Source organism: Oceanisphaera sp. IT1-181, assembly GCF_033807535.1.
GTDB lineage: Bacteria > Pseudomonadota > Gammaproteobacteria > Enterobacterales > Aeromonadaceae > Oceanimonas.
Genome location: NZ_CP136857.1, coordinates 18,720 through 31,800 on the forward strand (window position 1 = coordinate 18,720; position 13,081 = coordinate 31,800).

A 13,081-nucleotide genomic window follows, 5' to 3' on the forward strand; every position below is an offset into this window, starting at 1 on the left:
ATCTCAATAAACAGCCTCAAATTGCAGGGGTTGATGGCCGGTCATTTTCTGAATATCGAGGCCTTACAGCAGCCAATGCCATTAGCGCTCTGATAGCGTCAGCACCTCTCCTGACATCCTCTTCGGCCACTTAAATTTGTCTTTCTCCAGCCGTTTGCACCACAGGCAGAAGCCGGTCTGGTCCCAATACAGCACCTTTATTTTATCGCGCTGTCGATTGCAGAACACAAACAGCGCCCCGCTGAACGAAGACAGTTGCATGTGCTCTTCCACGATGACGCTGAGCCCGTTGATGCTCTTTCTGAAATCCACGGGCTGTTTATGCAAATAAATGACGGGCGGCTCAACAAACATCTTCATGTCGACAGCGCCTTTATCAAACCGGCCAACCAGCGTAGTTCAACCGAGAGCGGCAATGCCAGTTCAGTTTGCTGATAACGTAGCGTGAGTGTCAGACTTGCCGAGTTAGGAGACTGAAAAGTATGGGTAGCTTGGGGCTGTACCTCAACGAAAGCGGGCTCATCAAGATTGCGCAGTGCACGTCGGCGTTGAGTAAAGTAGGCAGAGCTTACGTTCTGCTCAGCACAGAAGTCGACTTGGCTTTGTCCACTTTGTTCAAAGGCATTAATTAGCTCAAGCCATTGTGCTGACCTACGATGTTTACGACTCATAGATCACCTCGTTCATTAGAACGGATAATCTACGGTATTAAAAATGGGCTAAACAGGTGTGGATGTTGTGACGCTTACGATGAACGCGAACCGGCTAAATCGGTCCGGTACCGACGGTAGAGCGTGTTTAGCTTGTAGCTTGAGCCAAGATAGAGAAGCGCTGAGAACGGATTCAAGAGCCATGGACGTTGGTATAGGATATCTCACGTACTCCCGAGTAGGATGCTTACGACTTACGTAGCCTTGGTCGAACTGCCCGGCAGCCACAATACCCTGAGACATCAGGTTGCCCAGCCGTGACCTCCCTTATATGCAGGGAGGTCACGTTACAATATTAATAATGCATGCAAACTCTACATGTTAAAAAGTGTTTGTTTTACCGATTGAAGATGCTGACGCATTGCTTTAGCGGCCTCCTCCGCATCACGCTGCTCTAAGGCTTGTAGCAAGTGTCGATGCTGAGCTGTGTAAACCCTCTTAAGCTCAGCATTTAACGTGACCTTTCTCAATTGCCCCCACTCAGCCTGAAACCGCGCCGCATTAAGGGTTTCGAACAAAGTTTCGATAAGAACGTTATGGGTCGCCCGGCAGATGGCACGGTGAAACGTACCATCCCAGCGCTCCCACCCTTCTGCATCTTGGGCCGAAGCTCCGCGCTCCAAATACAGCTGCATATCTTCAAAGTCCTGGTTGGTCGCATTAATCGCCGCCAACCGAGCAATAGCAGGCTCTAATACTTGCCTTGCCTCCATTAACTCCCGAGGGCTGGTTAACTTCTTGAGCCGGATCACCTCTTCATCATGACTCGTCAAATGTCGTACGACGACCGTGCCAGCACCTTGTCGTCGCATAATTGTGCCTTCGGCTTCGAAATGCGCCAAAATGCCACGTAGCGCCCGACGACTAATGCCAAACTCGGAAGCCAGTTCACGCTCTGAAGGAAGCCTCGCGCCTTCAGGGAGCCCTCCGCTCAGCGACAACATGCTTTCGATTCGTGTAAAAGCATCACTTAGAAATTTTGAGTTCCATTCTTCCTTTTTAGTCATGGTGTGCTCCTTATCGACTCACTAAGCTAGGGCCTATTGACGTTTCACATGAGCAGCCATAGAACCGTCATTCCGCAACTAATTCCCGGATTTAAAATTGTGATATTTATCACAAAGCCACCGTCAGTATTAGGCTCTAGCTGACGCCAGAAAGGGTATTGTGTATTGCTATTTTTATCCCAAAATCAGGAGGCTGAAGGCTATGCCCTGCCTTTCAATAGCTCTGTATTACACATCAACATCAAAACCGCTAGTTCGCTTATTTTCTGAAAAATAGACATCTTCGCCGAAATAAAATCTAAAAACAGGTGCTGAATGTCGGATAGAAACCTCAGGCTATGGTTACCGTACTTGCCTAATTCCGCTTTGGCTTGCCTAAGCGCGACCTGATTACCCACAAAGATCAGCCATAACTAAGTTAATTTGATTTTAATTCAAAAGCTTACAAATTTATTATTGTTTAAGCGTAACTATTCAGCATATACCCATAGTGGTTAGGAGATAAAAAAACACTACATATTGTGTTTTTTGCGTTCCGTAATGTATGAAAATGAGTCGAATTCAGCATTTCCTATAGCGTTAAAAATTTAACTGTTTTTTTTATATGTATTTATTTTCTAAAAACAAACTGAATAGTTACGTTTAAGCTTCTCATACAAAGGTGCAAACTAATCTCGTTTGGGTCGTCCACCATGCTGTACCCACCTGTGCACTGGGCTAACTGCATGATACTAGGCTGTATCGAGGCTGGCGATCATCGGTAGTCATTAAACGCGATGCCACGCGCCCAATAATGCTTCAGCCGAGCAAAAACATTTCCACCAAGTGACGATAACGATAGAAACCTTTATCCAGGTCAGCGTTACCTTTGGTGGAGTTACGCTTTCTGGGGGGTGACAGGTTGAGCGCCTTGTGATGCGATCTGCTCCCGGAGTGGCTCGCTGTCATAGTCTTTGTCCGTAACAATAGCTTGGGTGGCCGGCAGCTTGGCAATCAGTTCCGGCTTGGCCTTACAGTCGAGAACGTCACCGCCGTTGATATCGAATTCGATGGGCAGGCCATAGGCATCCACGGCCAGATGAATCTTGGTGGTGTTACCTGCCCAGCTTTTCCCTATGGCCTAGCCATCAGAACGAACTGCCCTGCACTATGTTGATGCGTCTTGACATAGGAGCCATCAATGAAGGTCCACTTTAGGTCTGGCTGAACCACCAGCGCCTTGAAGATTCTGAGCCACTTGCCTGCGGCTGACCAGGCGTCAAAGCGCTTGTAAACCTTACTCCAACTTCCGAAGGCGGCGGGTAGATCCCGCCAAGAGCAACCAGTTCGCATACGATAAGCATACCTTCTACCGTCATACGTAAATCACGATTGTTATAGATGGACTCTTGCAGCAGAATATTCCTTAGCTTCGGCCATAGCTCATCAGTGAGCAGTAATCGGGGCATCGCAAATTCGTGTTCTTATGGTGTGAGAACTTGAATGATACGAGTATGCTCTTGTCTATCAAGAGCATACTGACAAACCTCAACAGACCCTAGGGCCTGTTGAGGTTTTATTACCCCGTCAACCATAAATCTCCAAAACCATGCCGGAACTCGGCTGTCTTGGAATCACCACATTGGCAACTTTGTTGTTAACCTAATTCGCGATTTTTCTTCTGTCACTTCCCTTGACCATTACTGAACCTATTCTCAGAAATGAATGTACCACCTCATAATTTAATCAACCTTATCAGATAATTACGATGATAAACTATTAGTTTATGAGAATTAGGTCAGTACCAGCCTCTTTCTTGCCCGCTAGCTATTACTAGCCCAGTATTAAGGCGCCATAACCCAGACCGCCACACACAACAAGCGCCGGATGTACACGCGTTGCCATTAGCAGTACTGCCGAAATTCCACCAATAATTACCGTGTGTAGCAAACCTGCACCTGCCATCCCTTCGGCTAAAAAACTCCAGGTTAAATAGCCCATCAACACCATGACTATTGGACGAACCCATTGGCTCATCGATTTTACCTTGATCGAATTGCGATAACGATACAGCGTACCTAAGGCCACCAGCATCAATATCAGTGACGGCGCAACAGTGGCAAACGTCGCGATAATGGCGCCTGGAACACCCGCCACATCATAGCCAACATAGCCTGCCATCTTGGTGGCAATAGGACTGGGTAAAGCATTCCCCAACGCTAGGGTTTCAGCAAACTCTTGCGAGCTCATCCAGCCATAGTTGCCAACCACTTCGTTTTCAACCAACGGAATGATTGCCGGCCCTCCTCCATAACCAATGATATTAGGGATAAAAAATGCGATAAAAACGTGCCAATAGATCATTTAGAGGTCTCCTGACGGGCTTTGAATATTGCATGCTCTGGTCGCAATAATGCTGCTACTAATACGGCACCTATCACCAGACCTGGATGAACGCCTAATCCGTAAATAAGACCTCCCGCTACGGCACCAAGAAGCACTGTGCCCAGCAAACCTAGACTCACTTTGGATTTCTCGAAAAAATCCCACGTCAGTTGCGCCATCATCACCATCACTACCGGCACAATGCCTTGACTCATGCCTTGTATCCAGCGCTCCTCGCTGTAGCGACTAAACGCTTCCAAGACAATAATCATGGTTATGATAAGGGGCACGATAACCGCTAATACAGCCACTAAACAGCCCATTACTCCAGCCACTCGATAGCCGATAATTCCGGCCATTTTTGTAGCAATAGGGCCAGGTAAGGTATTACCAATAGCGAGCAAGTCGGAAAAATCGTCGTCTTCTATCCATTTATAGCGTTTAACCGCCTCTTGATGCACCAAGGGAATCATCGAAGGACCACCACCGAAACCAAGTAGCCCAATACGAAAAAATGCTAAGAAAAGCTTGCTGTATTTTTTCATGATTAAAGCACCGCTATGCTGGAATCTGTCCGAGGCTCGGTACCGCCCCAGTAGATTCCTGTTTCAGGATCACGCAGAATAATCTGCCCTCGGCCAAAGCTCACCGTGTCGTGGGCTAGACTTATCTCATGCCCACGCTCGGCCATATCTCGGGCCAAATGGGCAGGAAAGGTATGCTCCAAGCCGATGCGCCGCTCGCCCATCCACTGCCAACGTGGTGCATCAAGGGCCGCCTGGGGATTTAACCCAAAATCAATCATATTCATGACGACCTGAACATGACCTTGGGGCTGCATAAAGCCGCCCATGACACCAAAAGGACCTATACCCACACCTTGTTTAGTTAAAAAACCGGGAATAATGGTATGGAAGGTCTTTTTGCCAGGTGCCAGCAGATTATCATGCTGAGGGTCGAGGCTGAAATTATGGCCGCGGTTTTGCATGGCAATCCCCGTATCAGGAATCACAATACCCGAGCCAAATCCGTGATAATTACTTTGGATAAACGACACCATATTACCGTCGGCATCCGCCGTAGCTAAATAGACCGTTCCGCCCGCATCGGGTTTGCCTGGGGTAGGATCAATGGCCCGCTCGCCAATCATCTCTCTACGCGTATCGGTATAACCATCACTCAATAACGCTTCGACTGAATAGGTCATGGCTGCCGGTTCTGAAATATGGGTTCGGCCATCGGTATAGGCAAGTTTCATCGCCTCTAACTGACGATGCAGAGTCTGCGGGTCGTCTCGATGGGTGATATCGAAGCCTTCAAGAATGCGTAACGCCATGAGCGCGACTAAACCTTGGCCGTTTGGCGGTATTTCCCAAACGTCATAACCTCGGTAGCTGGTTGAGATCGGCTCGACCCATTCCGGCTGATAGTTAGCAAGGTCTTCCTTGCGTAGATAACCACCGGTTCTTTGCGAAAATGCATCGATTTTTTCCGCGATCTCACCTCGATAAAAACTTTCACATTGCGTGTTCGCCAGCTCTTCTAAAGTGCGAGCCTGCGCTTCGCAGCTAAATATTTCGCCAGCCTTAGGCGCTTGTCCGTGCGGGGTAAAGGTATCAAACCAAGGGCTCGCAGCCTCGCCGGTTAACTGTTTACGAAAGGTTACTTCGGCCTGCTGCCACAGCTTACTGATCACCGGTGAGACCGGAAAGCCATGACGGGCCAATTGAATGGCCGGGGCTAACAGCGTTGCGAATTCCAACTTACCAAAGCGTCGAGACAGTTCCGCCCATCCCGCCGGACAGCCTGGCACAGTCACCGGCGTCCAGCCATACATAGGAATGCTTTCATGGCCAGCACACTGCATCGCTTCAGGGGTTAACCCGCTAGGCGCATGGCCGCTCGCATTTAGACCGTACAACTTACCTTGACCTTGGCCATCATCAGCGATCCAGACCAACGCAAAAGCGTCACCGCCAATCCCACACCCTGTGGGTTCAACCACTGTCAGAGCAGCAGCAGCAGCTATAGCTGCATCAATGGCATTACCACCTTGGGCCAATATATCGCGGCCTATTTGACTTGCTAATGGTTGCGACGTGGCGACCATACCATCCTTTGCATACGTCGTACTACGCTGCGAAGGATACGGGTGATGATGAGTAAAATCAGTAAACATAGTTATCGTCCTTTATTGTTAGTTTGATAAATGTGTGGCTTTAACAAGGTTTAAGAAGCCAGTTGCTTTTCCCATATTTTTCGCTTGCGATAGTTGCCGCGTATCGTGCTGAACAGCGAAACAGCGGTTAGCGTCCAAAACACCCAAGTGATGGGGCCTGAAAAGAAAATTGTGAAATCGCCTTGGCCCATCAACATACCCTGCCTGAAGTTATTCTCGAGCAAGGGACCTAACACAAAAGCGATTAATAAAGGCGCAAGCGGAATAGTGGCTTTTACAAAGACAATCCCAACAATGCCCATAATGAACATCACAGCAACATCCAAAAGGCTGTTATTGACCGCATAACTGCCATAGACACACAGCACTAAGACAGCCGGGAACAAGAGTGAGCTACGCATACTCACCAGTCGTCCCAAGATAGGAATGGCCGCCCTACCCACAAAAAACAGCACTATTGAACCGATCATGATCCCCATGAACACTGCATAAATCAGTTCTATATTATTTTGGAACATCAAAGGACCAGGTTGCAGGCCATGGATCATGAACGCACCCAGCACAACCGCGGTAATCACATCCCCTGGAATACCTAAGGCTAGGAGTGGAATCATGGTGGACCCAGCCACACCGCTATTGCCTGCCTCAGATGCGGCAACACCTTCTAGGTTTCCTTTTCCAAACGAATCAGGATCCTTAGAATTACGACGCGCCTCACTATAGGCAAGAAAGGCTGCTGGTGTTGCACCCAACCCAGGAATAATACCTAAGAAGACGCCAATGAAGCTGCTACGGAACAGCGTTTTTAACATCGACCTCATATCGCTTAACTTAATATGTTCATTATCAAGTTTGATAGCCTCTCTTGAGTTATCAGTATTATTGAAATAAATTTTCAACACTTCAGGTAATGCAAACAAGCCAATCAATACCGGAACTAAACTGATCCCTGAGCGCAATTCAGTCACATCAAACACAAAGCGCGTACTACCAATAATCAGGTCTGTTCCTACTGTTGCCAGCAATAACCCCAATCCTGCCGATAGCATTCCCTTAGATATTTTATCGCCCGCTACACTTGCCACAATAGTCAGAGAGAAAACCACCAAGGTAAAGAGTTCTGGCGCGCCGAAATCGAGAGCAAAGCTCGCCAGCCATGCCGCCAAAGCAATCAAGAAAATATTTGAGATCACATCGCCAAAGCAAGAAGCATACAGCGCCATTTCCAAGGCACGCCTTGCTTTACCTTTTTTCGCCAATGGATAGCCATCGATCATGGTACAAGAGGCTGATGGCGTGCCTGGGGTATTGATTAAAATGGCACTGATCGACCCCCCATACAGCCCTCCCTTATATACCCCCAGTAAAAGTAAAATGGCGGGAACTGGCGGCAAGGTGAAGGTAAAAGGCAAAACAATTGCCACCGCCATCACTGTACTCATTCCAGGAATAGCACCAATGAACACGCCAATGATTACGCCAATTACTAAAGCTGCGATACTGTAAAAAGTAAATAGCAATAGTGCGCCGTCATAAATATTCTCTAACATTGACTTATCCTTTTATTAATAGCTCTAGTGGCCCTAAAGGAACCATAACGCCTGCAATATTTATAAAGAACAGCGTCAATAGGATAGGGAAAACTAAAGATACTAAAAGCAATGTAACGATATTCCTTTCACCGGCAACTAACATATAAACGAAAACAGCCAGTATAGAGGACAATAATAGACCCAAATAACTAATAGCAAAATAATATGGAATTAGCATTGCAACAGACAGTAAACCGCTCCACTTAAAATTTATATTAATCTTAAAAAAATTTAATAAGATTGGTGATAAGTTTTTTCTCTGTCGCCATAGTTCTACACAAGAGCTTATAAGAACAAAAGCGCCTAACAGTATTATTGAAATACTAATAGCTTTTGGCCACATCGAGGGAGAAAGCGCGATATTATGAACATTTGCGGGCTCTTTAATACTCATAGGTACTAATAAAAACAGCGTGAGGGTTCCTAAAAAAACAAACCCGCTACCTATTGCTATTTCACGTCGAGATTCAATTTTCATTGCCTTTCCCTCTGCAACTATATGAGAGATTGGAGGGTTGAGAGTTCATGTATTTTAATTCTGAACCCGCTCCGATCTATCGGGATATAACATAGTTATTAGAATTTCAGATCAAACTCTTCGACAAGTGCGCTAAAGCGTGTGTATTGCTCTTTAGCAAAATCATAGGTTTCTTGAGGCTCCAACACTGTTGCAATGGAACCCAGGTTTTTAACGCGCTGGCGCCATTCTTCATCGGCTTTTACACCCTGCATAGCATCAATGAGCACCTGCTTGGCAGCCTCATCCATATTGGGCGGACCGACGATTGCGCTCCACCCAACAAGGGTTTCAAGCTCGGGAAGGCCAATTTCTTGAGTGCTGGGAATATCTTCCAGCCCCTCGATTTTTTCGTCACCGGTGATGAAAATCGCCTTGACCATTCCAGATTCAATCTGTGGCCGAATAGGTGCTAAATTCCCACAGAAAAGATCTACGTGCCCACCAGCCACTGCCGCCAATGCTGGTCCCTCCCCTTGATAAGGTATGTGAGTCGCAGCAAAGCGGGGGTTTTCAGCGCCTAATGCCTTCAGTAACTCTATCGTCGCTATCTGGGTCAAAGTGCCGTTACCTGAGGAGCTGTAGGTCAACTTACCTGGAGTTTGCACGACAGCTGCTCGTAATTCGTCAATATTGTTGTACGGCTTATCCTTACCCGTAACACAGGTGTAAGGATCCACTGAAATCATTCCTAGGTACGTGAATGCATTGGGATCATACGGCACCTCTTGCATTACAGGGGCTACGGAAAGCACCGCCACTCGCGCCAAGAGAAGCTTATAGCCATCAGGTTTGCTTCGATAAACGTAATCAGTGCCAACAATTCCGCCAGCGCCAGCCTTGTTCTCCACTATCACATTAGTACCCAACTGCCTCTCTAACGCTTGACTAAAGGTACGTGCAGCAATATCGGAAGATCCACCTGGCGCATAAGCGGCCACCACTGAAATGGCACGTTCGGGATAGCTCGCTTGAACAAAAGTAGTGGTCCCTAATAAACAGCCTGCCAACAGTATTCGGAACAGGTTCCGAGCGGGTTTTGTGGTAGTTTTATTATTTGAGCGTTTCATGTTAGTTCCTATTGTTGTCATTGAAAAGTTGGCGCATTTTCAAGAGCACCAGAGCCACCGACTTATTGTTACTAACTTAGATAGCGATATTGGTTACATTGGTTCGCAAGGCATGTATCAGTATCTGCTGGGTTATATATAGGACAACAAAACTGGCAACGCAAATGGTTCACAATGGTTCATATGTATATTTTATTTTACAAAAAAATACGGTTCAAGAAACAGTAAGTTACATGACACAACCTCAGGATGATATCTCACATTTTTTTATGGTTTAATAAGTGGTTTTCATACAGGTTTGGTAGATAATTATCAGTATTTAATCGCCGATTGCCATTGGTAGTGTAACGCTTTGAACTATTTTTACTTTCAGTGACCTGATCATTACTATTTCTCTAAATCTAGCTATTTTATGACCCTTTTTGAGCGCCTTAACCAGATCCCAGATCCAAGCACTGACATTAATATTAAACTCGACTTGGTTGATGTCGTTTTTCTGGTGTTTTCCGCCGTACTCAGTGGCGCAACAGTCTAGGGCGAACGCATTAGTTTTTAGTTTTTAGCTTTTAGCTTTTAGCTTTTAGCTTTTAGTTTTTAGTTTTTAACCTACAAAGATATGCCAGCTATTAAAACCCTTAGTCATCCCCTCATCTGAGCTGAGCCGCGCCACGCCTAGGTTTGAAAGCGGAGTAGCAAAAAATAACCAAACTATCGCTGGAACTACCTCAACTTAAAAAAGGCTCTCATCCTAGAGACAATGCGGTACTCAGCAGATTCAGAGGTTAGTGAATATTTAGGTTATGTAGCGAACATGTCGCTATCTGTTATTAAAATGAGGGGATCTCTAAGGCCCAAGATAATAGGTCCGACCGCATTCAGAGTCGTTGATGCTTATGCCCATCAGGAGGAAGAAAAAGCGCTGGCTGAAGATCATGGTAAGAAATTTACTGATTACACCATCACCCGCTCAGCTAAGCCTCATTGGAACGTACTGCCTTACTACATTGCAAAGAGCAGGTCGAAAAATGATCCGCTGGCCAAGTCAGCAAAATTAAAGCATCACCACATCTATCTACAGCCACATGACAGTGGCTTGTACGTATTTATGACAGCAGCACAGCCGGCTAATAAAACCATTTCAAAACAAATACTGGTGGAGAATTTATTGGTTTGGGACGCAAATAGTAATTCACTAGACGTGTTTACCCATCCGCTTACCAACGCATATGTAAACAGCTTTACCTTGGATATGCTCAAAAGTAGTGAAAGCAGTAAGACATCAGTATTTACTAAGTTAGCCAAGCTGATGGTAGAGAACTGATATCTTTACAGGGAAATCAGTAGCCGCAGTGAACGACAGCTCACAGGCCTGTTGCCCAAGGAGAGTGCATCATCAAAAGCATTAAGACTGACTAAGCGCTATCTGGCCAGTAAAACATAACTAATATACAGGCTCTAAAGCCGCCGTAGTTGTTGCTCAATGCGTTCCCATTGATCTTCACGTAACCAATAATATCTCTTCATCAGCTACCTCTAATGTTGATATTGAAGGTAGCTGACTAGGCATATTTATGAAAATGAGAACGCACCCTAGTTATAACGCGCTCAAAACCACAGTTTTTAGGTAAGTTTTATTCGCACTCGATACGTTCGAGGCAGGCGTGCGTGAGGTCGAGCGTCTCACGTCGCGGAAAGTCAGGATTAGAATTTCTGGTTTTTCACGCTAGGATGAAAACGCGCTAGACCGCGCTAACACTGGTCCGGACGGGCACCTACTGTGAAGGGTTATAGTTCGTATCGTAGATGTCTGTTATCCGCGCGTGGCTGGAGTGAAATACAGAGTCAGATGCACAGTGGTATGGGGACGTAGACGAGTGAGCATTAATAAAAGAGGGCCTTACTAAGTTGGTTATCATGATAACCAAACCCTTCAATATTTGGTTTTAACATCGAGAGAGTCGCAGCTCTGCGTAAAAATAGGGGCAGGGCTCCGCAAAATATTCAGCCAAGAGCCGATGCGGAAAACTTATATTAAAAAGGCCCGAGTAGGGCCCTTGCGGACCTTAGTGAGCGGCTAGCGCTACGTACACTTTCGGGTCGCTCTGGATCGTAGCCAGCACCTTGGCGGCTAACCCTGCTGGATTACGGCGTTTGCACTCCCAGCTCTTGATGGTGTCTATGCTGACGCCCATCGTGGCGGCAAATTCGGCCTGAGTTACCTTCAGTAAATCTTCACGGATTGCCTTAACGTCGGCAATCTCGTAACGAGTGACACGGGCGGGCTCTTTGCGGCTCTGTTGAATGTCTACCGCTTCCTCAAAGGAGGCTTGAAGTTCATTAAAAAAGCTCATTTTCCCTCTCCTTTCAGTGATTGAGCGAGTTTCTTTAGTGTGGCCTTATCTTCCTTCGTGAGACTGTCTTTCACTGATTTCGGATATACCATCACGAGAAAAATTCTATCGACGTGGGTCAGGACGTAAAGCTCGCGAACACTACCGCTTTTGCCCTTGTTACCCACTGCCATCCGAACCTTTCGTAGGCCGCCCGTGTCCTTCATTATGTCGCCCTTGTCAGGCTGCGTAATGAACTCGATTTGAAAATCTTTTAGTTCGTCGCCTGTGGCAAGCTCCTTGATCTGCTTGGTAAACATTGGAGTTTCTACGAACTCAATAGCATGACTCACTAAGCGGATTTCTTACTTAATTGTATTAAGTGTACATGGTACACCTTGTTTGCGCATGCGTAAATAACCGGAAATTTCGTATGACACTCTGGGGCTCACAGGTTGAACCCCATGGATTACGCATAGCTTATCCCTGCCTCTCATACGCGCACGAGCAGCCCCAAATCCTTCGCAAAAAATGATTTAAGGTACGTACACGCGCCTCGATGAGGCTAATTACTGGGCAGTAATTACTTCCTGAGCAGAGCTGATTAATGAGGGCTCGCAAAACGACGAACAGTGGTAATGTTGTGTAATATAGTTAATTTATGATTAGGAATTTTTCATGTCAGACGAAAAAACACACTCACGCATAAACCCGCGGTTTGCATTAGTGATGCTTGTCATCATGTTTTCAGTGCTTACTGTGGCTTATCTCAATTATGGTTTTGATGGTGTCCAGTTTGTCGCTTCTATAATTGGCTCACTAACTATCCTGCTAGTGTTTCCGTTTAGCTGGCTTGTACGAGTGATTACCTATGTAGTAATCGCAGTCACCTTTTTTGAGGCATCCGTGCCGGAAGAAACGAACGCTCTTATTGTCGTCACCGTTTTGTGTGGTGAACTTTTGTCACTGCTGATAAGAAACTGGCGTAGTTTTGCTAGCATGATGGGGATGAATATTCCTGCAGAAGGAGATGGGCCAAAGTTTTCAGTGCTGTATTTCTACATGTTATTCAGAGATATAGGGTTTTCTGTTTTGTTTGCAATTGGCGATCTTTTTTCTGGAATTAGAGTGGGGCGGGTTTCAATGGATAGCGATACTTCTTATGAAATTGAAGACCACACCTACGCTAAAAAAAGATGGAACTCGCATCATGGCACAGGGATGAATCATTATGGATTGGGAGGGACTGACCATTCGGATATAGGAAAGTAGCCCGCCACTCATCTTGTAGTTTTTGATGAGCTCCCTAACT

13 protein-coding genes and 2 pseudogenes are annotated in these 13,081 nt (G+C 46.2%); 3 read left to right on the top strand and 12 right to left on the bottom strand.

The features are described from left to right. Positions 1-81: 81 nt before the first annotated feature. The 10 genes and pseudogenes from tnpB to R0134_RS16015 all read right to left on the bottom strand — a co-directional run bounded on the left by tnpB (position 82) and on the right by R0134_RS16015 (position 9,439). On the bottom strand, positions 82-360 hold the full coding sequence (gene tnpB, locus R0134_RS15970) for an IS66 family insertion sequence element accessory protein TnpB (protein ID WP_319784462.1): 279 nt from the start codon (positions 358-360) through the stop codon (positions 82-84). Further along, complete coding sequence (gene tnpA, locus R0134_RS15975; protein ID WP_319784463.1) at positions 357-671, bottom strand: IS66 family insertion sequence element accessory protein TnpA; 315 nt, start codon at positions 669-671, stop codon at positions 357-359. Before tnpA ends, tnpB begins: the two co-directional genes overlap by 4 nt. A 353-nt stretch (positions 672-1,024) precedes the next feature. Then, positions 1,025-1,717 (bottom strand): FadR/GntR family transcriptional regulator, encoded by a 693-nt coding sequence (locus tag R0134_RS15980; protein ID WP_319784464.1) that lies wholly within the window; start codon positions 1,715-1,717, stop codon positions 1,025-1,027. A 754-nt stretch (positions 1,718-2,471) separates the two neighbouring features. Then, positions 2,472-3,165, bottom strand: a pseudogene (locus tag R0134_RS15985) (IS5 family transposase). 364 nt (positions 3,166-3,529) lie between these two features. Beyond that, positions 3,530-4,060 carry a chromate transporter gene (locus R0134_RS15990; protein WP_319784465.1) on the bottom strand — a complete coding sequence of 177 codons (531 nt, stop codon included), beginning with the start codon at positions 4,058-4,060 and terminating at the stop codon, positions 3,530-3,532. Next, entirely contained in the window at positions 4,057-4,626 is a 570-nt protein-coding gene (locus R0134_RS15995; RefSeq protein WP_319784466.1) for a chromate transporter, read from the bottom strand. Before R0134_RS15995 ends, R0134_RS15990 begins: the two co-directional genes overlap by 4 nt. A 2-nt stretch (positions 4,627-4,628) precedes the next feature. Further along, the gene (locus R0134_RS16000) at positions 4,629-6,260 is read right to left on the bottom strand and encodes a gamma-glutamyltransferase family protein (protein WP_319784467.1); all 1,632 of its coding nucleotides are present in this window, start codon (positions 6,258-6,260) and stop codon (positions 4,629-4,631) included. Between the two features lie 50 nt (positions 6,261-6,310). Beyond that, complete coding sequence (locus R0134_RS16005; protein WP_319784468.1) at positions 6,311-7,810, bottom strand: tripartite tricarboxylate transporter permease; 1,500 nt, start codon at positions 7,808-7,810, stop codon at positions 6,311-6,313. A 4-nt stretch (positions 7,811-7,814) separates the two neighbouring features. Further along, positions 7,815-8,330 (bottom strand): tripartite tricarboxylate transporter TctB family protein, encoded by a 516-nt coding sequence (locus R0134_RS16010; protein ID WP_319784469.1) that lies wholly within the window; start codon positions 8,328-8,330, stop codon positions 7,815-7,817. A gap of 98 nt (positions 8,331-8,428) precedes the next feature. Next, positions 8,429-9,439, bottom strand: a complete 1,011-nt coding sequence (locus R0134_RS16015) for a tripartite tricarboxylate transporter substrate binding protein (RefSeq protein WP_319784470.1) — start codon at positions 9,437-9,439, stop codon at positions 8,429-8,431. Positions 9,440-9,851: 412 nt separating this feature from the next. Here R0134_RS16015 and R0134_RS16020 point away from each other — a divergent pair. Next, positions 9,852-9,968: pseudogene (locus R0134_RS16020) on the top strand (ISAs1 family transposase); the annotation flags it as partial. Between the two features lie 282 nt (positions 9,969-10,250). Further along, positions 10,251-10,760, top strand: coding sequence for a hypothetical protein (locus R0134_RS16025; RefSeq protein ID WP_319784471.1), 510 nt, complete (start codon positions 10,251-10,253; stop codon positions 10,758-10,760). A 742-nt stretch (positions 10,761-11,502) separates the two neighbouring features. On the opposite strand, the gene nadS is transcribed toward R0134_RS16025, so the two are convergent. Beyond that, entirely contained in the window at positions 11,503-11,790 is a 288-nt protein-coding gene (gene nadS / locus R0134_RS16030) for a NadS family protein (RefSeq protein WP_319784472.1), read from the bottom strand. Beyond that, entirely contained in the window at positions 11,787-12,122 is a 336-nt protein-coding gene (locus R0134_RS16035; protein WP_319784473.1) for a type II toxin-antitoxin system RelE/ParE family toxin, read from the bottom strand. Before R0134_RS16035 ends, nadS begins: the two co-directional genes overlap by 4 nt. Positions 12,123-12,447: 325 nt before the next feature. On the opposite strand from R0134_RS16035, the gene R0134_RS16040 reads away from it, so the two are divergent. Further along, positions 12,448-13,041 carry a hypothetical protein gene (locus R0134_RS16040; RefSeq protein ID WP_319784474.1) on the top strand — a complete coding sequence of 198 codons (594 nt, stop codon included), beginning with the start codon at positions 12,448-12,450 and terminating at the stop codon, positions 13,039-13,041. Positions 13,042-13,081 lie beyond the last annotated feature (40 nt).